Source organism: Acinetobacter sp. AC1-2, from assembly GCF_016124155.1.
Lineage (GTDB): Bacteria > Pseudomonadota > Gammaproteobacteria > Pseudomonadales > Moraxellaceae > Acinetobacter > Acinetobacter calcoaceticus.
Genome location: NZ_JABFFO010000003.1, coordinates 112,967 through 134,853 on the forward strand (window position 1 = coordinate 112,967; position 21,887 = coordinate 134,853).

Genomic DNA, 21,887 nt, shown 5'->3' on the forward strand with positions numbered 1-21,887 from the left:
CAACAACTGCCTATGCATGTAATTTCGCTCGTCTGGCGGCAACTGACGAGAGCCATTTTTTAACTGTAGGAGAGAGCCAATTGCGTAGTTTACTTGGAGATCATTTGTTACAACGGCTCCAACAGGACATCGAGGGTAAACTCCATCAGCGACTTTTTCGTTGTCTACGCGCTGCCATTATTGATGGAGTGGTTCAACCAAAAACGCGTTTGCCCGCTTCACGGGATTTGGCCAGTGAAATTCATGTTTCGAGAAATACAGTTCTTACGGCCTACGAACAACTACAGGCTGAAGGTTACTTAGAAGCACGTACAGGCCATGGCACATGGGTTGCAGAGAAACTACCCGAAAGCTTTTTAAATACAAAAAATGAAAAAAAGAACACCAATATTCATAAGGTTCAAAACTCTTATGCGTTATCGCAACGCGGTTCAAATTTATTAGGCTATGCAGCAGCCTCTCCACATCAATGGGGTGCATTTGTGCCTGGAGCTCCGGACGTTACCGAGTTTCCACATCATATTTTTAGTCGTATTCAAGCAAAATTAAGCCGTGAGCCAGACATTAACCGCCTTATTTATAGCAACGCGGGCGGATGTATTGAACTTCGAAGTGCGTTGGCAGACTACTTACGGGTTGCCCGTTCAGTTCAGTGTGATGCTGACCAGATTATTATTACCGAAGGTATTCACCAAGCGATTGATTTAGTCTCACGTGCGCTCAGTGATATTGGTGACCGGATCTGGATTGAAGATCCAGGCTATTGGGGAATGCGTAATACTTTACGTATTAATGGCGTTGATATTCAACCAATGCCAGTCGATGCCGAAGGCATTATCCCCGAAGAAAATCCGGTTAAACCACCTAAACTCATTTTTGTCACGCCCTCACATCAATATCCACTCGGTTCACATTTAAGCCTAGATCGCCGACGTAAATTGATTGAGATTGCCCGCCAGCACAATAGCTGGATTGTAGAAGATGATTACGACAGTGAGTTCCGTTTCTCAGGCCAGCCGTATCCATCTTTACAAGGTTTAGAAAATGATGCGCCTGTGCTGTACATGGGCACGTTCAGTAAAACCATTTATCCATCTTTAAGAATTGGCTATTTAGTCGTGCCTAAGCCGCTCTTTTCACCCTTACGGATTGTGGCAGCTGAACTGTATCGTGGTGGGCATTTGCTCGAACAAAAAGCTTTAGCTGAATTTATTCGTGAAGGCCATTATGAAGCGCATATTCGGCGTATGCGTCTGCTCTATGGCAAACGGCGTGATTACTTGGTGAGCCTGATTAAACGCTATCTAGGGCCTGAATTCATCCACGAATACGATGAAGCAGCAGGGTTACATCTGGTTTTAAAACTACCAAACTCTTGCGATGATGTCGCGATTGCAGCCACTGCACTTGAACGTGGTGTCAAAGTTCGCCCACTTTCACAGTATTACATGCAATCACATGCCCACGCGCAACGTGGTTTGCTCATGGGCTTTGCCTGCGTCAATGAAAAAGACATGGTGATGGCTTTTGGTGTGCTACTCCAGTGCTTACGTGAAGCAGGTGTATCAACCCTGAATTAATTCTTTAATCTCATCATACTGAATAAAAAAGAGCCTCATAAAGAGGCTCTTTTGATTTCTAAAATATTAAACTAACTTTTCTTCTTGAGTATGAGTGAGATGAGTTGTTCTACGGTCTTTACCCCAACCCAGTTTTTCCGACAATATTCCGAAGAACACAATAATGCCGAACAATGCTGTGGTGTAAATCACTTCTTTGAAATATGTGCCTTCAATCAGCATGGTGAGAATTGCCCCAATAATTGCAAAGATCACCACATAAGTCAGATAAGGGAACATCCACATTTTAAAGTCAATTTTCACCCCTTCAGCTTCTAGTTTTTTACGCATACGAAGCTGAGAGTAAGCAATGGTCAGGTACACATACAATGTTGCCGCACCCGTCGTTAGCATGAAAAAGTCATAAACATCCATACTCTTGGTTGCAGTTAAAATCACGGCAATCACAGAGAAAAAGCATGACACAATCACACCAACCCACGGGCTGCTTTTACTGTTCACAGAACCAAAACTTTTCGGTGCATCACCACGTTTAGCTAATGAGAACAACATACGCGAACACGTGTAAAGTGCTGAGTTAAAACAACTACATACCGACGTTAACACCACAAAATTCACAATATGGCGAGCCCCCGGAATACCAAGTGCACTTAACGTTACGCTATAGGTTCCCCAAGTCGAATCTTTCAAAAGTTCGTTATTGTGTGGAATTAAACATACCGCAACGAACATTGAGCCTACATAGAATAAAATAATTCGCCAAACCACTGAGTTAGAAGCTTTACGAATTTCTTTAGAGGGATTTGCCGATTCTGCTGCCGCTACAGTAACAATTTCAGCGCCAATATAAGCAAACATGACCCCAAGTAAGGCGGTAATAACGGATGAACCACCATTTGGCATAAAGCCTTGAGAGGTTAGATTACTAATACCAGAAGCAGCCGGATTGCCCCACGGCCATAAATGCATGATGGCCAAACTACCAATCACAAGGAAAATAACAATTGCGATAACTTTGATAAGGGCAAACCAGAACTCGAATTCACCATAATTTTTCACGTTTTGTAAATTGACTGCGACCAATGCGACAATGACCACGACCATATAGGCCCAGATTGGTATAAATGGGAACCAATTGTTTAGAATTTTACCTGCCACATAGGCTTCCCATCCCATGAGCATTGCGAGAGTACACCAGTACAACCAGCCAATTGAAAAGCCTGCCCAACGACCAATCGCGCGGTCAGCATAAGTTGAAAAAGAGCCACTATCAGGGTTTAAAACGGCCATCTCGCCTAACATCCGCATGATGAACCAAACGAGTAGACCACCCAAAGCGTAGGTTAGAAAAACAACAGGGCCCGTATTGTAAATAATGCTACCTGAGCCCACGAATAGAGAACCACCAATAACCCCTGCAATTGAGATCATCGTTAGGTGGCGTGATTTAAGTCCATGTTTTAAACTTTGGGAGTGATTGGCTTCAGAACCATTTTGATGAGCTGCCATATCATTTTCCTTAATATATGGAGGATATCGGCCAATCTCGGAAATCCTCCGAAGCCAACTATATCCCCTAAAAATTTAGCCGTTTTGCCCAATTCCTAAAACAGAAAATTCACTGAGCTTATCCGGCGCTTCCGTATGCATACTTCCAATGGCTTTAATTTGTCGTTTCGGCCCTGAAGAAACGAGAGCCATTTTTGTAATAAAAGAGAGAGCCAATTGCAAAATTTATACGCAAAATTGGCTCTTTTTAGATTGCATGTAGGTAAATGGTTTTTAGTTTTTATTTTAAAAATGAATAAGTTTTACTTTAATTAGATTGGAATTATTTAGTTTTGCTCAGAAATTAATAAAGCTTTCGTACCTTTTTCTAAAGCTCTGAATATATGTTTCTGGTCGGCAGGGTAACAAATATAGTCTCCAACACTGAGTTCAACGGCCTCATCAATTAGACCAACCAGAGCCTTACCTTCCACCATAATAATATGCTCCACAGAACCAACTGGATGAGGTTCTGAAAGACGGTCTTCACCCGGTTCAACAATCAGTAAATACACATCGCGGCGCGCATGCGGTGGACAAGTCGCCAACAAAATGGCCTTGTAATTCGCAATTTCAGAGCTAACGGTTGGGCCATCTCCACAACGAATGACTTGCACCTGATTGCTTGGCTCTTCCATCAAACGCGCAAAAGGAATATTTAGTGCAACACAAAGTGCCCATAAGGTTTCAATGCTTGGGTTACCTTGACCTGCCTCTAATTGTGAAAGTGTAGATTTGGCAACGCCTGCACGACGAGCAACCTCTGCCAAAGAAAGCCCCGCTCTTTGGCGTTCACGATTTAAACCTTTAGCAATAATTTCAATTGGCTGAGACATTCACCACATCCGTTCTATAAAAAAAACGATCGTTCGTTTTGACAAAACAATCAGACTTATTCATTATAATGGAAAATCGTTCGTTATATCATGCTATGACCACATACACTCTCATTAATAAACTTAGTAAAGACACCACCCGCTCGATTTTCTTTGTGTGTCTAGCGACCAGTGTCGTTGGTATGTCTTTAGGTTCACTGGCTGCAAGTTATGGCTTAGCACTCTGGATTCCACTTTGCCTATCCGTATTTGTGCTCGCAGGAACTGCTGAATTTATCTTTATTGGTTTTTTAGCAGTAGGTGGTAGCCCGATTGCTGCTGCAATTGCAGGACTACTCGTCAATTTACGGCATTTACCTTTTGGTATTGCGGTCAATGAATTAATCAGAGGTAAATTCTCTCGATATTTCGGGGCCCATATCATGAACGATGAAAGCGTTTTGTTTGGCATGGCACAGCCTGATTTTGAGACTAAAAAAGCCGCTTATTGGTTGTGTGGTATCAGCATTATGCTGAGTTGGCCACTCGGTGTCACTGCGGGTTATTTTATTGGAAGTGCTATTCCAGACCCAAAAACATTTGGTCTAGATGCCATTTTCCCTGCCATTTTAATTGCACTTACTTTTAATGCTTTAAAGAATAAATCTACTCGAAAAGCTGCATTTGCTGGATCAACTTTGGCACTGATTACCACACCTTTTTTGGCCTCAGGACTTCCAATTCTGATTTCACTTTTTGGCTTAATATTTGGTAGAAAAAAATGAATCAACAATTACTGATTATTTTGGGCATAGGCTTACTTGCACTCGGTACTTACAGCATCCGTTTTGCTGGTTTTCACTTAGGTGCCAAATTTACTTTTTCTGAAAAATATCAAGTTTTACTGTCAAACGGCGCAACTGTTTTGCTCTGTGCGATTGCTGTCACGACGACATTTTTTGAAGGCCAAAATTTTGCGGGATTCGCGCGTATATTGGGTGTTGGATTTGCGCTTTTATTAGTTTGGAAAAAAGTACCGCTGTTATTGGTAATTTGCTTGGCAGCCGCTGGTACAGCACTGTTACGTTTGCTTGGAATTGAGTAATAAAAAAGGCGAGATAAACTCGCCTTTTTTAAAATTTTGCTTAGAACGGTAAATCATCGTCTAAATCAGCTGGTGCAGACGCAGGCTGTTGTGGTGCTTTTGGAGCAAAACCACCACCTTGCGGGCTGTTGCCACCATTACCAAAACCAGCTGGGTTGCTGCCATAGCCGCCACCACTATTTTGGTTATAACCACCACCTTGGTTATTATTATTTTGATAACCATTGCCACCTTGTTGAGGTGCGTTAAAACGTGGTTGGTTAAAATCATTGCCGCCAGCGAACCCTTGTTCACCTTGTTGACGACCATCTAACATTTGCATCTGTTCGCCACGAATTTCTGTTGTATAGCGCTCTTGACCATTTTGATCAGTCCACTGACGCGTGCGTAATGAACCTTCAATATAAACCTTAGAACCTTTACGTAAGAACTGCTGAGCAATTTCCCCTAAACGGTTATGCAAAACAATACGGTGCCATTCTGTTTGTTCTTTACGTTCACCTGAAGTTTTATCGGTCCAAGCTTCACTTGTCGCGATTGAAAATTGAGTCAGCGAGCCCCCATTTGGAAAAGTTTTTGTTTCAGGATCACGACCCAAAGTACCAACCAAAATAACCTTATTTACACCACGCATTAGCTGTCTTCATCCTATACATTTCTATGTTTTACTTTATAAGAGTTATGCTTAAATGGCTACCTCTTTACCGAACAACTGCGTTAAATCACGTCGCGCAGCCTCATCAAGAGTCTGTTTATCGACTTTAATATAAGCAACTTGCTGGTCAGGCATCACCACAACTTCTTCTATACCACGAATTGCCAATAGCTGTGTGGTCCACTCATTCACCTGTTGCACTTGCGGCAATGGCAACACAATCGATGACAAATACCGCGGCTGAGCTAAACCAAAACTAATTAGCAACCATATTATAGCAATCCCTGTTAAGACACTCCATCCAATCGCAGTATTATGTAACATCAATAATTGACCACCTAGTGTGCCGCCAAAAAAAGCACCTAAAAACTGACTACTGGCATTTACACCCATAGCAGTTGCTTTTGACTGGATTGGAGCACATTTTGATAACCACGATGGCAATAATGCTTCCATCACATTAAATGCAATAAAGAAAATACCTAGGCCTGCGAGTAATACATATTTTGATTGATAACCAAATATGAGTAACAGTAAACCTGCAATAATCCCTGTAATTGCCGTTAAGAAAATTCCTCGCATTTTGCGATATTTTTCAGCCACGATAATGCTTGGAAATGCAAAGAACAGACTAATTACTAACAGCGGCAGATATACCAGACCATGACTTGCTAAAGGAATATGTGCAAACTCAATGAGCTGTGAAGGCACATAAATAAACATGGCGGTAAGCAGTAAGTGCAGTGCAAAAACCGAGACATGCAAACGGTTTAAGTCACCCATTTGAATGACTTGCTTAAGCTGTGCCATGTAGCCTTGCTGATAATTACGATGATGACGAGTCACTTTAGGTACAAGCAATAACATCGAAATCGCGATTAAGCCCATAATGGTCGTGACAAAGAATAAACCAGAAATGCCGACAAGACTTGTAAGCCAAGGCCCAAGGCTAAATGCCACCACAAAAGACAGACCAATACTCATGCCCATTGCAGCCATGGCTTTAGTGCGCTGCTCTTCACGCGTAACATCTGCCAAAAGCGCCATCACGACTGCTGAAACTGCACCTGCACCTGCTATGGCACGGCCAATAATCACACCATAAATCGTGTCAGATAAACCGGCAATTGCACCGCCAATAGCAAAGAGTAACAAGCCAAGCACCACAAGAGGTTTCCGGCTAAAACGGTCAGCAAGTAAGCTAAATGGAATTTGTAAAATAGCCTGACTTAAACCATAGACGCCCACAGCCAAACCAATGAGTGCTGGAGTCGCATATTGATATGACTGCCCGACTACAGAAAAGACAGGAATAATCATGAACAAACCCAACATGCGTAGTGCAAAAATACTACTTAAGGCAAAAGTTGAGCGACGTTCCAAAGCATTCATCATATCAATACACGTTTATCAAACTAGGCAAATTATAAGCCGATTCGTTTCTAAAAATACGGGACACCTTATTTAAATTAACGATTTCAGCTTAAAAAAATAAAGAGGCATTTAGCCTCTTTATTCTAAACATCTTTACTGAAAATTAACTTAAGACGAATGTGAATGGCGTTTACTATATTGAATTGAAGCAAATACAGCCCAAACAATAAATGCTACACCAATTAAACCTGTTACCACTTCTGGTACATGTACGCCTGTACCACTTGCAATCATAATGAATGCTAAAGCACCAATTGCATAATGTGCACCGTGTTCCAAGAACACATAAGCATCTAGCGTGCCTTTTTCAACAAGATAAACTGTCATTGAACGGACAAAAATAGCACCAATTGCAAGACCAAGCATAATCACGACAACATCGCTGGTAATTGCAAATGCACCAATCACACCGTCAAAACTAAAAGAGGCATCTAACACTTCTAGGTATAAGAAACCACCGATACCCGCTTTAACTACACCAGAAGCAGCGCCTGATCCATCTTTCATAATGGCGTTGCCATCTTCATCAATTTCAGGTTCACCGCCTAACATATGGCTTAATACTTCTACACCGATATAAACCACAATGCCCCAAATACCAGCCATAGTCACAACAAGGCGCTGCGATTCATCAACATTGGCTGCCATAATTAACATCGCAATTAGGGCAATAAAAACAGACATTGCCGGTACGCTCGCTAGGCTAGAAAGTTTAGCTTCAAGCCATCTGAACCAATGAGTTTCTTTTTCCTCATCAAAGAAGAAGTTTAAGAAAACCAATAATAGGAATGTTCCACCAAAAGCTGAAATCTCGGCGTGGTGGGCCATTAAGCGTTCAGAATAAGTTTTTGGATCGTTGAGTGCTAATTTAGCCACCTCAATCATTCCCATATCCGCAGTCACGGCAACAATCGCCACTGGGAAAATTAAACGCATACCAAAAACGGCGATTAAAATACCAACCGTCAAAAACAGCATTTTCCAGAAAGGATCCCAATTACGCAGAACCGATGCATTGACAACAGCATTGTCAAAAGATAAAGAAACCTCCATTACAGCTAAAATGGCTGTAATCGTTAAAGCTTTAAGCATGGTAGACACGCCTGCTTCAGGTCCATGGGTAAAACCCCAATAAGCGGATAGCGCTAAACACACCACCGTAAAAAATATCGAAAATCGGAAATGCTTCATGGATCAGACCTATACCAAGAACTAAATTTAATCTTTCTTAAAACCGTGGCTATTATATCGATAATTAACCACAAAACGATGTTGTTTTGTGCCGTTATTACCTTTACTTTATCTCTCTGTTTAATAAAGAAATTTATAATTTTTAATTAACTTATTAATCGTATTAAATATTTTCTTGCGATATATCTATCATTATTATTTTTGTATTTTAAAATTGATTTAAAATCCAGTTCAGCTGTCTTATTTTAAATGGAATGATTTTATGCTTTTTTCTCAAGAACTCTGGCAACGTAATTTAAATTTATATCAAAAAATTCTAGACCTGCCTTTTAATCAGGAACTTGCCAGTGGAACTTTAGATAAAGAAGCGTTTTGTCATTATGTGATTCAAGATGCTCAATATTTAGTGGCCTATGGCCGCGTTTTAGCCGTTGCAGCAGCAAAGGCTTTTGAAGCTGACGATATTATGCAATTTTCAGATGCAGCAAAAATTGCAATTGTGGTTGAACGCAGTTTGCATGATGACTTCATGAAAAATTTTGGTGTGACCAAAGAAGAATTTAAAAATACCCCATTAACTTTGGCCGGCCATCATTACACTTCATTTTTAACAGCAACTGCTTGGTCTGAAAGTTATCCTGTTGTGCTGGCGGCACTGTTACCTTGCTTCTGGATCTATGCTGAAGTCGGTAAAGATATTGTGAACAAATCTATACCTAATAACCCTTACCAAGCATGGGTCGATACCTATGCAGGCGAAGAGTTCCATACTGCCGTTCGCAATGTAATTGCGACAGTTGATAAAGTTGCAGCACGTTGTGATGCAGACACTTTAGAAAAAATGCATGCTGCATACACCATGGGTGCAAAACTTGAGTGGTTATTTTGGGATAGCGCCTACCACCAAAGACAATGGTTAGGTTTAGATCATATTTAAAACTTCAAAAGAATCGGTCAGATGGTTCAATACTCTGATCGATTTTCACTAAAATGCGAGACAGATATGTATATCGGCGAATTAGCATCTTTAACTGGAGCCACTCCTAAAGCCATTCGGCATTATGAGAAATTAGGCTTGCTACCTGTGGCAAAAAGAAAGGGAAATTATCGTATTTATGAAGCGATTGATGTTCAATCAGTTAAGATGATTCGCCTCGCGCAAGCTGTTGGATTTAGCCTTTCAGAACTGTATGATTTGTCTGCTTTAAAATATAAAAATAATCGATTTCCTGTAGAAGTTGCACAACAGCTCATTCAGAAAAAGAATCAACAAATTATTGAGCAAAAAGCAGCGTTAACGCGTTTACAAGAAGATTTAAAGCAACTAGAGAATGAGATTATTCAAACTTATATTACCAATAAAATTTCGGCTTAAAACAGCTCATTAAAATTTGAAATAGCTTTCAAAATGAGTGCTTGACTCTGCCCTTAGGGTAAAGGTTTATCGTAATGACTTCGTTTATTACGGATAAATAAAATGAGCGCTCATCTTTCTACATTTAAAAGTTCAACAGCATTAATTACAGGAGCATCTTCAGGAATAGGCAAAGCCTATGCTCAAAAACTTGCATCTTTAGGGATTCATTTAATTTTGACCGCACGCTCCGAACAAAAGCTGAATGATTTAGCTGATGAACTTAGAAAAAAATATAACGTAAATGTTGAAGTTATCGTTTTAGATTTAGCTCAAGCGAATTCAGCTCAAATATTATTTGATGAAGTGCAGGCTAGAAAATTATCGGTAGAAATTTTAATTAACAACGCAGGATTTGGAAAATGGACTAAATTTCTAGATCAATCTGTATCTACCTATCAAGAAATGATCACGCTGAATATCAGCAGCGTAACGTCTTTATGTTATTTATTCTTGCCTCACATGCTTGCTAACAAAAAAGGCATCATGATTAATATTTCATCGACAGGTGCGTTCCAGCCTCTCCCCTACATTGCTGTTTATGGGGCAAGTAAATCTTACGTATTACAATTTACTGAGGCGCTGGCAGGAGAATATGCATCTTCGGGTGTTAAATTTCTAGCGGTTTGTCCAGGCAATACGGAAACCAATTTTACTCAGGTCGCTAATGCCGATACCAGCGGTATGAAAAGCTCTACAGTTGAGGATGTTGTATCTGCAACGGTTAAAGCATTAGATAAGAATAAACCAACTCTTGTTGTAGGTTGTAGCAACTATTTAACGTCTCAACTGCCTCGAATTCTTTCTCGCAAAAAGATGATTAATTTAGTTGAAGGGATGCTCAGAACCCGCGTTGTCGATCCGTCATAAAGCTAGTTCAATTTAAAAGATTAAGGGCTATCTCTTAATCTTTTAATGCTGAAATAGTTGCCAGCCATAAATTAAACCTGCCGCGGCAACTACCCAACACAGTGTTGCGAAGCCTAGACATGACCACATCGACAAACGCGTTGCAAGTACATAGACCGCCACTAAATAAATGGCATATGGAATAAGTGACCATAGGCCAAACAGCGCTGTTTTCTGTAAAGCCTCAGCTCCTTTTTGCTGATAAACAATCACATGGGCAATCAAAGCAAAGGTAGGAAAAAGCGGGACTAAACCTGCAATATAAAATGCCTTACTTTTCGATAAAACCGAAATGATGAGAACAACCCCAGCCCCCAACATACATTTTAAAAATAACGCCCACATGTGCTTATCCTATCTGGTCATTTCCATATCAAAACGCTGTATTGTGCGCTTTTCAGAGAAAATTAACAGCGACCAAAGCAATCAGTGCTGGAACTGCCTGAATATAAATAATCTTTTTACTGGCTGTCAGTCCACCATAAATACCCGCAATGAGCACACAGCCTAAAAAGAAGTTGGCAATTGATGTCGCAAACGGTGCATCAGCCAATAAAGCCCAGAATAACCCCGCTGCCAAAAAGCCATTATAAAGACCTTGGTTTTGCGCCATTACTTTGGTGAGTTTTGCTTTTTCTGCATTATTTCCAAAGGCTTTCATGCCATAGGGTTTGTCCCACCAAAACATCTCTAACACTAAAATATAGACATGTAATATTGCAATTAAACCCACTAAAACTTGTCCGATCATACAATTTTCCTTTTTATTTTAAAGATATTAAAAAAAATCAGTCTCTCGACTGATCTTTTAATGTTTTACGGCTTTAACAATACTTTGCCTTGACGAGCACCTTGTGTTGCTCTTTGGGCAGCTGTTTTAATCTCATCAAAACTAAATACACCTTCAACAGGCAGAGTTAATTTTTTCTGAGTTGCTAACGTTAATAACTCAACAATAAGCTCTTTTTTGCGTTCTGCTGGCATTTCTTTGTTGACCACACTCGCCCAGAAACCTTTTACAGTTGCTTGTTTAAAGATGAGATCACCAGATGAAATTTGCATGGTTTCACCTGTCATACTTCCAAACGAAACCAATAAGCTATTTTCACTAAGCAAGTTCAGCATTTCACCACTTGCGCTTCCGCCAATCGAGTCCACACCAGCAATTAAAGGTTGGTCACCGTGAATCTGTTTAACTTGCTCTTTCCAGTTCGGCTGATCGGTTGCTACAACATGTTGAATGCCTAATGCTTGCATCTCTGCAATTGCATCAGTACGACGAACTAAATTAATTACAGGTAAACCACGTGCCTGCGCAATCATGGCAACCGTTTTACCTACTGCGCCATTTGCCGTGTTTTGAATGAGCCATTGACCCGGTTGAACATTTACAAAGTCCAACAACATGAGGGCACTAATTGGCATACCAATCAGCTGTGCTGCTGTTTCGTCATCAATTTCATTATTGAGTGGAATAAGCCCTTGAGCTGGTGCAATAAAGTATTCAGCCCAACTACCATGCACAGCTGCAACTGCAATACGCTGCCCTACCTGTACATGAGTAACGCCTTCACCCAGCGCATCTACAATACCAACAGCTTCACTACCACCAATAGCGGGTAAAGTAGGCTTGTAGCCATAACTTCCACGTACCGTCCATACATCATGATTATGGATTGGAGACATGATTGTTTTAATACGAACTTCGCCTGCTTTTGGTTCTGGCTTTGGCATATCCGCCTGCTCTAAAACGTCTACAGGTTCGCCAAAATTACCATGGATAATACTTCGCATGCTTTATTCCTCTATCGGTTTTAAGAGTTGTTGGGTCGTTTCTAAAGCTAGATGTAGATGCGCTTTGTCTTGCGACAATTTTGTGAGTAAAGCGGCACCTAACCATAACTGATACATGACTTGTGCAGTTTTTAAAGGGTCAATGTGTTTTGGAATTGACCCTTCTTGTTGCCCTTCTTTGAGTAGCAAAGCCAAACGCTGCGTTAATTTGTACACGCCATCATTAAGAATTTGGCGCATATCTTCCGACAAATCGGAAACCTCTGCCGCCAACTTCACAATCAGGCAATTTTCAGCCCAGCTACCATTTACTGGGTCATCAATCCATGCCTGCCATAACGCCATTAAACGGGCGTGGGCACTTTGTTCACTGTGCTGCCAAAGTTGTTCCATACGAACTTTATAGTCAGCCATGTATTGCTCTAGCAACGCACAGCCAAACGCCTCTTTCGAAGCAAAGTAGTGATAGAACGAACCTTTAGGTACGTCACAAGCCTTTAAGATTTCTTGTAAACCAACGCCGACAAATCCTTTGTGTAATACCAGCTCAAAACTGGTATCCAAAATGTGTTGTCGCGTGGTTTCACTTTTATTTAGTCGTTTCATGCATACACAATACTCCACTATTAGACCAGTCGTCTAGTAAAATTATGTTGCTCATTAAAATTTGGTAAGAGTAGAAATCAAAAGAGAGGAATGTTAAAAATACAACCTGCTTAATTAAACAAATTTTGTCGATTGTCGTTTAACCGTCACAATTTGTCGCTTTAAATCATTTTGTACCACTTGAACAATTTTAAATCGTTATCATATATAGGGTCTGTTGTTTATAACCAGTCACACTGCACGAGACTGATCAATCAACACCTAAATTTTCATTAATACATAATTGAGATGTTTTATGAGCCAAAGTCATATCCGTATTCGAGGCGCACGTACCCATAATTTAAAAAATGTGTCTCTCGATATTCCACGCGATAAATTTGTGGTAATTACGGGGTTATCAGGTTCAGGAAAATCTTCTCTTGCCTTCGATACCCTCTATGCCGAAGGACAACGCCGCTACGTCGAATCACTTTCAGCCTATGCACGTCAGTTTTTATCGCAAATGGAAAAGCCTGAAGTAGACTCGATTGAAGGTTTATCTCCAGCGATTGCAATTGAGCAGAAATCTACCAGTCATAACCCGCGATCGACAGTCGGTACCATTACCGAAATTTATGACTATTTGCGTTTGCTCTATGCGCGTGTCGGTACACCGTACTGCCCTGAACACGACTTGCCGATGGTTGCGCAAACTGTTTCTGAAATGGTCGATGCAGTAAAAACACTTGAAGAAGGCACAGCACTGATGTTGCTTGCCCCAGTGGTGCGTGAGCGTAAAGGTGAATACAGCAACTTGTTCGAACAGCTACAAGGCCAAGGTTTTGTTCGTGCGCGTGTTGATGGCGAAATCATTGATATTGATACGCCACCTGAACTCGATAAAAAGAAAAAGCACACCATTGAAGTTGTTGTTGACCGTTTTAAAGTACGCGAAGATTTAGGTAATCGTATTGCCGAATCATTTGAAACTGCATTACGTTTGGGCGGTGACATCGCGGTTTTGTCATGGATGAATGGCGAACACCCAGACCGTGTTTTTTCTGCAAAACACTCATGTCCTAAATGTGATCGTGCTGTGGCAGAACTTGAACCTCGCTTATTTTCATTTAACAACCCGTTTGGTGCCTGCCCTGTTTGTGATGGTTTAGGTACACGCAGTCATTTTAGCTCTGAAAAGCTCATTCCAAATCCTGAGCTTGCGATTAGTGAAGGTGCTATCCGCGGTTGGGATCGTCAACGTCCATATTATTATTCGATGCTGCAAAAAGTTGCCGACCATTTTGGTTTCCAACTTGATACACCTTGGAACCAGTTAGATAAAGATACTCAAAAGAAATTTTTACAAGGTACGGGTAAAGAAAAAGTCGATTTAAGTTATATCGATGAACGTGGCCGCAAACACACGCGCGTACAACCTTTTGAAGGAATTTTGCCGCACCTTGAACGTCGTTACCGTGAAACTGAAAGTAACTATGTACGAGACGATTTAGCTCAATATTTATCTAATGCCGCTTGCGATGCCTGCGACGGTTCACGTCTAAATGAAATTTCACGCAACGTTCGGGTCAAAGATAAGACCATTGCACAAATCACCAAGATGTCGATTGGTGATGCTGAAAACTATTATCAAGATCTCAATCTTGAAGGTGCTAAAGGTGAAATCGCCGATAAAATCTTTAAAGAGATTCGCGAGCGTTTACACTTCCTGGTCAGCGTCGGCTTAAATTATCTCAGTCTCGCTCGTTCAGCAGAAACCTTGTCAGGCGGTGAAGCTCAGCGTATTCGTCTCGCTTCGCAAATTGGTGCAGGTTTGATGGGCGTGATGTATGTACTCGATGAACCATCTATCGGTCTGCATCAACGTGATAATGATCGCCTACTACAAACCTTAATTCGCTTACGTGATTTGGGTAATACCGTGCTTGTGGTTGAACATGACGAAGATGCGATTCGTGCTGCAGATCATATTATTGATATCGGACCTGGTGCAGGGATTCATGGCGGTGTCATTATCGGGGAAGGTAGCTATGACGAGATTGCGAGCAATAAAGACTCTCTTACAGGTCAATATCTTTCAGGCAGCCTAAAAATTGCGATACCAAAACAACGTACCCAATCACCACGCCCAGATGAATTCATCAAACTCTCTGGTGCAAGTGGTCATAACCTTAAAAATGTCGATTTAAAAATTCCGCTTGGCATTATGACTTGTGTGACTGGCGTTTCAGGGTCAGGAAAGTCAACGTTAATTAATCGTACTTTATTACCTTTAGCTGCCACTCAACTCAATGGTGCAACTACGCTGACGGCAGAAAAGTTTGATTCGATTGATGGCTTACAGCATTTAGATAAAGTGGTTGATATTGACCAAAGTCCAATTGGTCGTACCCCACGTTCCAATCCTGCTACGTATACAGGTTTATTTACGCCTATTCGTGAGTTATTTGCGCAAACACCTGAAGCCAAAGCGCGTGGTTATAGCGCAGGTCGTTTCTCGTTTAACGTGAAAGGTGGACGTTGTGAAGCTTGTGAAGGCGATGGCATGATCAAGGTCGCGATGCATTTCTTACCTGATATGTATGTGCCTTGTGATGCTTGTCATGGCAAGCGTTATAACCGTGAAACTTTAGAAGTTGGTTATAAAGGTAAGAACATTTCAGACGTATTAGAAATGACCGTTGAAGATGCGGCTGAGTTCTTTAATGCAATTCCTGTGATTCATCGTCGTTTAGATACTTTAATGCAAGTAGGTCTGGGATATATTCGTTTAGGTCAAGCTGCAACGACACTTTCAGGCGGTGAAGCGCAACGCGTTAAATTAGCTCGCGAGTTAGCAAAACGTGATACAGGTAAAACCTTATATATCTTGGATGAGCCGACGACAGGCTTACATTTCCATGATATTGCCAAGCTACTCGACATTTTGTACGAGCTACGCAACAAAGGTAATACCATTGTGGTGATTGAACATAACCTTGATGTGATTAAAACAGCGGACTGGGTTGTCGACTTAGGCCCTGAAGGTGGTTCAGGCGGTGGTATGATCATTGCTGAAGGCACACCTGAACAAGTGGCTGATGTTGAAATTTCTCATACTGGGCGTTTCTTGAAGCCGATGTTGAAGTAATTTATTGAATAAAAAAGCCGGAAATCATTTCCGGCTTTTTTTATCCCTCAACTGCATTCCGACCTCGGGCCTTAGCTCTTAATAGCGAACGGTCAGCTTTCTCTAAGAGTTCTATCCAACTCGCCGCTCCTATCGCAAAACCAATACTGACAGACACATGCAATTTTTCATCTGAACCTGACAAATCAATTTCTTGTAAAGAAATCGCAATCCGAATTTTTTCTGCTAAAAGTCGTGCATCTATAAATTGCATCTGCTCTAATAATATTAAAAACTCATCTCCGCCATAACGAACAATTAAATCTGAACTTCGTATATTTTGCTTTAATTGCTCAGCAATATTAACAATGACATGATCACCTACAATATGCCCATATTGGTCATTCACCTGTTTAAAACGATCAATATCTATAATCATTAAACAAGTCTGCGTAAATTTTTGAGGGTAACTTTCAACAATTTTTAAATATTCAGATAAAGCGAGACGGTTGGACACACCAGTTAATGGATCAGTATTGGCAATATTCTTTAATTGAAATTCAAAAGCATCGCGTTGTTGCAACATACGCTGTAATCGATCAATCGCCTCAAATAAGGAAAAAAATTCACCTTTTGTTGTTACATTCATCTCATCTGTCCAATGATCAGAACTATGCGACAAATCTAAAATTAAAGTCCTCGCTTTTATTAAAGGAGAAAAAACCCTTCTTTGCGCATAATTAAGCGTAAGTAACGCGGTGGCTAAAGAAATTAAAGAAATTAATAAAGTTAAAAGAAAACCATTTCGAGCAATTACATTTTCTTGAGTGGCAATTACAACACTTTCATCAAGAATATAACTTTGTAAATCAACCACAGTAGTAAATTTACCCACGATTGCTTCTGTCAATTGGGTGCCATTTAAATAATATGGCTCCCCCTTTTGGCTTTCTTCTAATAACTTTTCTACAATCGGAATACCTTTGTCTATAAATTCTGATTTCACTCGGGCATATAACCGACGGTATTCTGGGGTCTTTGCCTGTTCAGGCTGCAATGTATCAACCAAAATCCATAGATATCTAGATTGATGCTGAGTTTGTAAAGAACGCGCACGATTATTACTTGGAATTTCTTCATTAAAGCTCACAGGAGCGATAATATTAGATGCCATACGTCCGGCCTGATCTCGCATATCGGTCAGAACTATAATCAGCGTAAAGTAATTAGAAATACGGCTATCTTTACTTTTTAGCTGCAACATCAGTTTTTGCAGTATTTCCCTACAATTATCCCATGCTCCAAACATCCCTAAAATGGCATTATCCATTTGGACGGAAGTTCGTGCTCCATATGGAATTTCACCATAGTAGTCGACTACATGCCGAGCTTGTCTAAGATTTTCTTTGAAGTTGGTTTGCAGCTCATTTGCTAATGAAACATAACCTGCTTGTTGTAAGATAAGGATACTTGTATCAATTTGCGCATCAACAATTAAACGAAATTTTTTTAATTCTTGCTGATTCTTTAATAAATCATGAGGACTGCTCGACATCATTTTATTAGCTGGAGCACGCTCCTTAGAAATTTTATAGGCAATATCGGCTACAGCTCTTAAACTTTTTATTTCGGCTAAGGCTTGTCTAGTTTTTATATAATCCTGATAGCTTCCCACAATGAGGGGAATCGCCATGAATAATAAGGACAAAATAATAACCAGCATAAAAAAGAACAGTCGATTACTAATATGCTCTGAACGTAATCCTGACATTTCTAGCTGGTACTCCGTAAATGTCCTGCCATTTTTACTACGATATAAATTAGGCTTAAATCCATCCTAGCATTTTAATAACTAGAATTTCATCAATAAACCTTTCATTTCTCTTTTAATAATTATACGTTTCCTACATTTTAGTAAGCTTAAACAATAAACGGGATCGAAAAATTGAATGATATTTATAAAAAAACTCTATTTTACAGATTAAAAATTTTTAGCAATGATAGTAAAACATATTTAGTTATCCTCTTGGATGCACTTCTCCCAGCATCCACTGCCCAGCTTTTAGCTGGGTTCTTTTTAATCTATTATTTTCCAATAAATTTCATATAACTTTTCTTATAATTTTAAGATTTTCTTATAGATAAAAAAAAGCTCAACCTTGGGGAAAGCTGAGCTCGTAAAATCTGATGTGCTACGCACATCGTATCTGGGAAAGCACTTTAAATCCTAAAAACGTTAGGTAGTGAACTTTGCAATTAAATTATGTGACTTATCTCTACTTTTGTAAAGTCGATTAAATTAATCAGAATTTAAAATTTAATCGATTTTTCAACTTAAAATAGAGATTTCTTTTATCTTATTCACTTATATAATAATTAAAAATAGTTAAATTTTTTAGTTAAACTAATCTAAATATTGTTAACTATTCCTCAAAATATTACAAATTTGATAAGAAAATGATGATTTTTTATTCGCATTGTAAACAATATTATACTTTTATTAATGTTAAAACCGATTAAGATAATCTATTTTTCCAATCACAATTGTAATAACTTTTAAACATTTACTTCTAAATTCCCTATGAAATATAATTATTAGCCTCTTGTAAATGTTCATTTTTTTATCAGGTTGACAATTTACTTTTCATTTGATTAGTTTTTCACCAATTTTAACATAAGTGTCAAATATCTTTAACATTCCTTTTTTTTCATTATTGACTTCATAAATTGTTACAATACAATGACCCCAGCTTTATCTCTTGTTATTGCTGGAAATGATTATGAAAAAACTTGGTTTAGCCACTGCTGTATTATTAGCCATGACCGGTGCTCATGCTTATCAATTTGAAGTTCAAGGTCAATCTGAATATGTTGACACAACTGCAAATGATAAAAACTTCACTGGTGACGTTGCTGGTACATTCTATTTAAAAAATGTTGATACCGCTAAAGGTCCATTAGCTGAAGCAGCTTTCTTGAATCAAGCTTCTAGCGTATCTTTAGGTTATAGCTACCAACAGTATGACCAAAACAATGGTTTAAACTACCACGTTGGTACATACGGCGTTAAAGGTGAGGCTTACGTTCCTACTCCTTACCTTCCTGTATATGCTAGCGCAACTTACAACCACACTGATGTTGATGGTAAAAACAACTTCTCTAAAGATGACAACGGTGACCGTTATGCATTAGAAGTTGGTGCTATGTTGTTACCTAACTTCTTGATGACTGTTGGTTATACAAGTGTTGCTAACCAATTCGCTTTAGACAACTTTGGCATCATCAGCAACGGTATCTACTCTGCTGTAAACCAAACTGCTGCGATCCAAAATGACCAAGATGCTATTACTGCACGTGCTAAATATGTAGGTCCAATCGATGGAACTAACATGGCAATCGGTTTTGAAGCTGCTGGTGCTTTCGGTGAAGAAAACCAATACGGTTTAAAAACTGACCTTTACTTAACTCCTAAGTTAAGTGTTGGCGCATCTTTCGTGGGTAACGATGGCGTAGCTAACATCAAAGGTAATGACCTTGGTGAATTCCGTCAAGCTTGGGGTGGTAACGTAAACTACTTCATTACTCCTGCTTTAGCAGTTGGTGCATCGTACATGAAAGCTGACGTTAAAAATGCGTCTACTAGCTACGATACACAAACTATCGGTTTAAATACTAAATTCCGTTTCTAATTTAATTTAGAAATCGAATTAAAAAAGGACTCAATTGAGTCCTTTTTTTACACCTAAATATCAGCTTCGTACAATATTTAAGAAATACAGATGACGTTCGTATTGATCAATAATATCCTGGATTAAATCTTCTTGCGTCCAATCCATGACATCATAGTTCTGGCCACCTTCTCTTAAAAACACTTCGGCCTGAAAATATTGCCCATCTTCTGCTTCTATACGCCCCATAAGAAAACTTGGTGGCAATGTTTCACGTGAAACAACTTTATAAATAAAATTAATTTCATTGTGATGGTCTACCCTAAGCTGCATACCATCTTCAAGCTGACTAATTGAGACTTCTAAATGACGGCGTTTCAATTCATGCTTAATATTTTCAAAAGCACTACTTACCTGATTTTCAATATATTGCTTTACTTCGTCTTCACTATGAGGATAGTGCATGATTAATCCTAGACGCTGTTGCCAGCTTCGTGGATTATGAATAGCACGCGGTGTGATTCGTGCTTCCTGAATAGCAGTCATTTTAGTGACATCAAGATGCAAGGCCTTTATTAGTCCCCAGCTCATTAACAGCATGACGACAGTAAATGGTAATGCACTCATAATGATTGAGGACTGAAGTGCGGCCAATCCACCTACCAATAATAAAATAATGGCGAGTACAGCCATAAGCACTGTCCAGAACAGGCGTTGCCAAGTCGGTGAGTTTTCTGTTTTTGCAGTTAAATAGTCGGTGACTAATGCACCTGAGTCGGCCGAGGTCACAAAAAATAAAACCACTAAAACAGTTGCCAAGACATTCATTACCCCAGAGAAAGGTAAATGATTTAGAAATTCAAATAATGCGACGGATGAATCTTGTTGAACCGCCTGAATTAAGGTGGTTTGATGCTCATGGATAATGCTAAATAAAGCAGCATTTCCTAAAAAGCCCATCCAGATAATGGTAAAGCCAGTTGGGATAAGCAAAACCCCAACAATAAACTCTCGAATGGTACGACCACGTGACACGCGGGCAATGAACATTCCCACAAATGGCGACCAAGAAATCCACCATGCCCAATACAAAATCGTCCAGCCCCCAATCCATCCATTTGGCTGATAGGCATATAAATTGAACGTCATGGTAAAAAGGTTAGAGAGGTATTGCCCCGTATTTTGAATAGTGGTTTGGAGTAAATAAATACTTGGGCCGGCAATAAAAATAAATACTAAGAGAATTACAGCTAAAACTAAGTTTATTTCTGATAAACGTTTTACACCTTTATCTAGACCTAGAAATACAGATAAAGAGGCCAACATACTCACAAAAATAATGAGTAGAACTTGAACATGAGTACTTTGCTCTACACCAAATAAATAATGCAAACCAGAATTGATCTGCGTTACCCCAAAGCCAAGAGATGTGGCGACACCAAATACGGTTCCAATCGTTGCAAAAATATCAATGCTATCGCCCAGTGGACCATAAATCTTTTTTCCAATCAGAGGATAAAGTGCGGAACGGGTCTTCAAAGGTAAATTATGTCTATAGGCAAAATAAGCTAAAGCCAGTCCGACTACAGCGTAAATCGCCCACGCATGTAACCCCCAGTGGAAAAAGGTTACTCTTAGTGCTTGCTGTGCTGCATCAATGGTTTGTGCCTCACCGCTTGGCGGGGTAACGTAATGCATGACGGGTTCAGCAACACCGAAGAACATCAACCCAATCCCCATCCCTGCTGTAAACAGCATGGCGAACCAGGACCCATTATTATAATCAGGCTGGCTATGATCAGGCCCTAATTTAATGCGTCCAATCGATGAACAGGCGATATAAATCAATAAGATTAGAAAGAAAGCAACAGATAAAACATAAAACCAGCTAAATGAATCAGTGATCCATTGTTTTAATTGTTGCGTTAGAAGCTCAAAAGAACTCGGAGCAATCACCACTACTGCTAAAAACAAAGCAATAATAATGACCGTACCAAAAAATACGTTAGGATTAACGTTTGCGAACCAACCGGACTGTTTGGAAGGCATAAATCCTCCATGT

General features: G+C 39.8%; 19 protein-coding genes. 8 read left to right on the plus strand and 11 right to left on the minus strand.

The annotated features are described in order from the left end of the window. Positions 1 to 80 precede the first annotated feature (80 nt). Positions 81 to 1,580: a PLP-dependent aminotransferase family protein gene (locus HL290_RS12505; RefSeq protein WP_005038096.1), complete on the plus strand. Its 1,500-nt coding sequence runs from the start codon at positions 81 to 83 to the stop codon at positions 1,578 to 1,580. 66 nt (positions 1,581 to 1,646) lie between these two features. Here HL290_RS12505 and HL290_RS12510 read toward each other — a convergent pair whose 3' ends face one another. Both HL290_RS12510 and HL290_RS12515 read right to left on the minus strand, forming a co-directional pair. Next, complete coding sequence (locus HL290_RS12510) at positions 1,647 to 3,089, minus strand: amino acid permease (RefSeq protein ID WP_003653993.1); 1,443 nt, start codon at positions 3,087 to 3,089, stop codon at positions 1,647 to 1,649. 326 nt (positions 3,090 to 3,415) lie between these two features. Next, positions 3,416 to 3,964, minus strand: coding sequence for a helix-turn-helix domain-containing protein (locus HL290_RS12515; RefSeq protein WP_198496632.1), 549 nt, complete (start codon positions 3,962 to 3,964; stop codon positions 3,416 to 3,418). A 68-nt stretch (positions 3,965 to 4,032) separates the two neighbouring features. Here HL290_RS12515 and HL290_RS12520 point away from each other — a divergent pair, with 68 nt between their 5' ends. Together HL290_RS12520 and HL290_RS12525 are read left to right on the plus strand one after the other, a co-directional pair. Further along, positions 4,033 to 4,728 carry an AzlC family ABC transporter permease gene (locus HL290_RS12520; protein WP_198496633.1) on the plus strand — a complete coding sequence of 232 codons (696 nt, stop codon included), beginning with the start codon at positions 4,033 to 4,035 and terminating at the stop codon, positions 4,726 to 4,728. Next, positions 4,725 to 5,048 (plus strand): AzlD domain-containing protein, encoded by a 324-nt coding sequence (locus HL290_RS12525; protein WP_198496634.1) that lies wholly within the window; start codon positions 4,725 to 4,727, stop codon positions 5,046 to 5,048. Before HL290_RS12520 ends, HL290_RS12525 begins: the two co-directional genes overlap by 4 nt. A gap of 40 nt (positions 5,049 to 5,088) precedes the next feature. Here the strand turns inward: HL290_RS12525 and ssb are convergent, their stop codons facing one another. From ssb to HL290_RS12540, 3 genes are all read right to left on the minus strand, one after another. Beyond that, positions 5,089 to 5,682: a single-stranded DNA-binding protein gene (gene ssb, locus HL290_RS12530; protein ID WP_004639902.1), complete on the minus strand. Its 594-nt coding sequence runs from the start codon at positions 5,680 to 5,682 to the stop codon at positions 5,089 to 5,091. Positions 5,683 to 5,733: 51 nt separating this feature from the next. Continuing rightward, a complete protein-coding gene (locus HL290_RS12535; protein ID WP_016139903.1) occupies positions 5,734 to 7,098 on the minus strand; it encodes an MFS transporter in 1,365 nt (454 codons plus the stop codon). 147 nt (positions 7,099 to 7,245) lie between these two features. Further along, on the minus strand, positions 7,246 to 8,328 hold the full coding sequence (locus tag HL290_RS12540; RefSeq protein WP_045433654.1) for a DUF475 domain-containing protein: 1,083 nt from the start codon (positions 8,326 to 8,328) through the stop codon (positions 7,246 to 7,248). Between the two features lie 262 nt (positions 8,329 to 8,590). On the opposite strand from HL290_RS12540, the gene tenA reads away from it, so the two are divergent. The 3 genes from tenA to HL290_RS12555 all read left to right on the plus strand — a co-directional run bounded on the left by tenA (position 8,591) and on the right by HL290_RS12555 (position 10,612). Then, the gene (tenA, locus tag HL290_RS12545) at positions 8,591 to 9,265 is read left to right on the plus strand and encodes a thiaminase II (protein ID WP_133747352.1); all 675 of its coding nucleotides are present in this window, start codon (positions 8,591 to 8,593) and stop codon (positions 9,263 to 9,265) included. A gap of 66 nt (positions 9,266 to 9,331) precedes the next feature. After that, positions 9,332 to 9,703, plus strand: coding sequence for a MerR family transcriptional regulator (locus tag HL290_RS12550; RefSeq protein ID WP_003654012.1), 372 nt, complete (start codon positions 9,332 to 9,334; stop codon positions 9,701 to 9,703). A gap of 102 nt (positions 9,704 to 9,805) precedes the next feature. Further along, positions 9,806 to 10,612, plus strand: a complete 807-nt coding sequence (locus tag HL290_RS12555; protein ID WP_198496635.1) for an SDR family NAD(P)-dependent oxidoreductase — start codon at positions 9,806 to 9,808, stop codon at positions 10,610 to 10,612. A 42-nt stretch (positions 10,613 to 10,654) separates the two neighbouring features. Here HL290_RS12555 and HL290_RS12560 read toward each other — a convergent pair whose 3' ends face one another. The 4 genes from HL290_RS12560 to HL290_RS12575 form a co-directional block, all read right to left on the minus strand. Beyond that, entirely contained in the window at positions 10,655 to 10,996 is a 342-nt protein-coding gene (locus tag HL290_RS12560) for a GlpM family protein (RefSeq protein ID WP_198496636.1), read from the minus strand. 52 nt (positions 10,997 to 11,048) lie between these two features. Then, positions 11,049 to 11,402: a DUF1304 domain-containing protein gene (locus tag HL290_RS12565; protein ID WP_198496637.1), complete on the minus strand. Its 354-nt coding sequence runs from the start codon at positions 11,400 to 11,402 to the stop codon at positions 11,049 to 11,051. Between the two features lie 65 nt (positions 11,403 to 11,467). After that, positions 11,468 to 12,445 (minus strand): zinc-binding dehydrogenase, encoded by a 978-nt coding sequence (locus tag HL290_RS12570; RefSeq protein ID WP_045433674.1) that lies wholly within the window; start codon positions 12,443 to 12,445, stop codon positions 11,468 to 11,470. Between the two features lie 3 nt (positions 12,446 to 12,448). After that, positions 12,449 to 13,051, minus strand: a complete 603-nt coding sequence (locus tag HL290_RS12575) for a TetR/AcrR family transcriptional regulator (RefSeq protein ID WP_198496638.1) — start codon at positions 13,049 to 13,051, stop codon at positions 12,449 to 12,451. A gap of 295 nt (positions 13,052 to 13,346) precedes the next feature. Between HL290_RS12575 and uvrA the strand changes: the two genes are divergently transcribed. Next, positions 13,347 to 16,178, plus strand: coding sequence for an excinuclease ABC subunit UvrA (gene uvrA / locus HL290_RS12580; RefSeq protein WP_005038072.1), 2,832 nt, complete (start codon positions 13,347 to 13,349; stop codon positions 16,176 to 16,178). Positions 16,179 to 16,218: 40 nt separating this feature from the next. On the opposite strand, the gene HL290_RS12585 is transcribed toward uvrA, so the two are convergent. Continuing rightward, complete coding sequence (locus tag HL290_RS12585; RefSeq protein ID WP_198496639.1) at positions 16,219 to 17,928, minus strand: GGDEF domain-containing protein; 1,710 nt, start codon at positions 17,926 to 17,928, stop codon at positions 16,219 to 16,221. Between the two features lie 1,009 nt (positions 17,929 to 18,937). On the opposite strand from HL290_RS12585, the gene omp33-36 reads away from it, so the two are divergent. After that, positions 18,938 to 19,846: a porin Omp33-36 gene (omp33-36, locus tag HL290_RS12590; RefSeq protein ID WP_017391029.1), complete on the plus strand. Its 909-nt coding sequence runs from the start codon at positions 18,938 to 18,940 to the stop codon at positions 19,844 to 19,846. 60 nt (positions 19,847 to 19,906) lie between these two features. On the opposite strand, the gene HL290_RS12595 is transcribed toward omp33-36, so the two are convergent. After that, positions 19,907 to 21,874: a BCCT family transporter gene (locus tag HL290_RS12595; RefSeq protein ID WP_198496640.1), complete on the minus strand. Its 1,968-nt coding sequence runs from the start codon at positions 21,872 to 21,874 to the stop codon at positions 19,907 to 19,909. Positions 21,875 to 21,887 lie beyond the last annotated feature (13 nt).